Raw genomic sequence first — 488 nt, forward strand, 5'->3', positions numbered from 1 at the left:
CCTCCGCGCAGCGGTCCGCGGTGACGGGGCGTGACGTCGCGGTCAGGTCGAGGGCGATGCCGGCCGGCAGGGTGACCTCGCCGTCGTGCACCACGACCGACCGCCAGGCGCGCGGCCGCGGCGCGTCGACGACGGGGTCGAGGGCGCCGTCGGTGAGCTCGGCGGCCTCGAGTGCCCGCCGAACCTGTTGCGCCAGTGCGGCACTCACGCGCACGGGCCGACCTGCCACATTGTTGAGTGCTGCCAGCTCGGAGTCCTCGCGGATCCCGTTGGCGACGACGTCGGCGCCGGCGAGGTGCCCGCGCACCAGGTGCCATGCGGAATCGAGGAGGGCGGGGTCGGCGACCACCACCGTCGCACGTACGCCCCACATGGACCAGCTCTTGGTGGCCTTGTCCACGACGGCGGTCACGACCCGCCAGAGATGACGTCGAAGCGTCCGGTGCCGGCGCGGACCACCGGAGCGGCCGGCGCGAGGACCCGGGACG

General features: G+C 74.6%; 1 protein-coding gene. It reads right to left on the reverse strand.

What is annotated here, in order from left to right; translation table 11 throughout:
* On the reverse strand, window positions 1-412 hold a 412-nt coding region (locus tag AC1DYG_RS19455; RefSeq protein ID WP_477641499.1), incomplete at its 3' end, for an FAD:protein FMN transferase.
* Between the last annotated feature and the right edge of the window lie 76 nt (window positions 413-488).

This window comes from Pedococcus sp. P1_H8, assembly GCF_056405175.1.